General features: G+C 56.7%; 1 protein-coding gene. It reads left to right on the top strand.

Annotated features, from left to right (window positions below; translation table 11 throughout):
- The coding region (locus P0D73_RS46615; RefSeq protein ID WP_408436497.1) for a hybrid sensor histidine kinase/response regulator at positions 1-582 on the top strand (582 nt) is incomplete at both ends.

The raw sequence follows: 582 nt of genomic DNA, 5'->3' as shown, positions 1-582 counted from the left end.
CCGGGACGCTGTGCAAAGCGGTGTTGAGATCAATCTGCCGATCGCGCACGAACACCGGGACCGTATCAATGTCAGTTTGCCCGACGCGCCTGTACTGGTGGATGGTGACCGAACGAGGCTGACCCAGGTCGTTTCCAATCTGCTCGACAATGCGATCAAATATTCGAACGACGGCATCGAGATAACGATCGACGCAGCAGTTCGTGACGATGAAATCGAAATCGTCGTGACAGACAAGGGAATCGGCATCCCTGCGTCGCAACTTGTCCAAATGTTCGAGGCGTACGTTCAGCTACCGTCGCCAGACGGCAAATGGCGCTCAGGCCTCGGTATTGGGCTGTCTGTCGTTCAGAACCTCGTCGATATGCACGGCGGCCACGTGACTGCTGCAAGCGACGGAGTGGGAAAGGGATCGCGATTCACGGTCAGGTTGCCGATAACGCAGGCAAGAGCCACCGGAACTACGGACGCGACCGAACGGGTGAGACAACTCACGAGACGGTTACGCGTACTTATTGTTGATGATAATCGTGACGCGGCCGAATCGCTGGCGATGCTCCTGCACGACCATGAGGTTCAATG

This window comes from Paraburkholderia sp. RL18-101-BIB-B (genome assembly GCF_046026985.1).
Lineage (GTDB): Bacteria > Pseudomonadota > Gammaproteobacteria > Burkholderiales > Burkholderiaceae > Paraburkholderia.
Note: the sequence above shows the minus strand (reverse complement) of the source record. Positions and strands in the feature narration are given on the sequence as shown.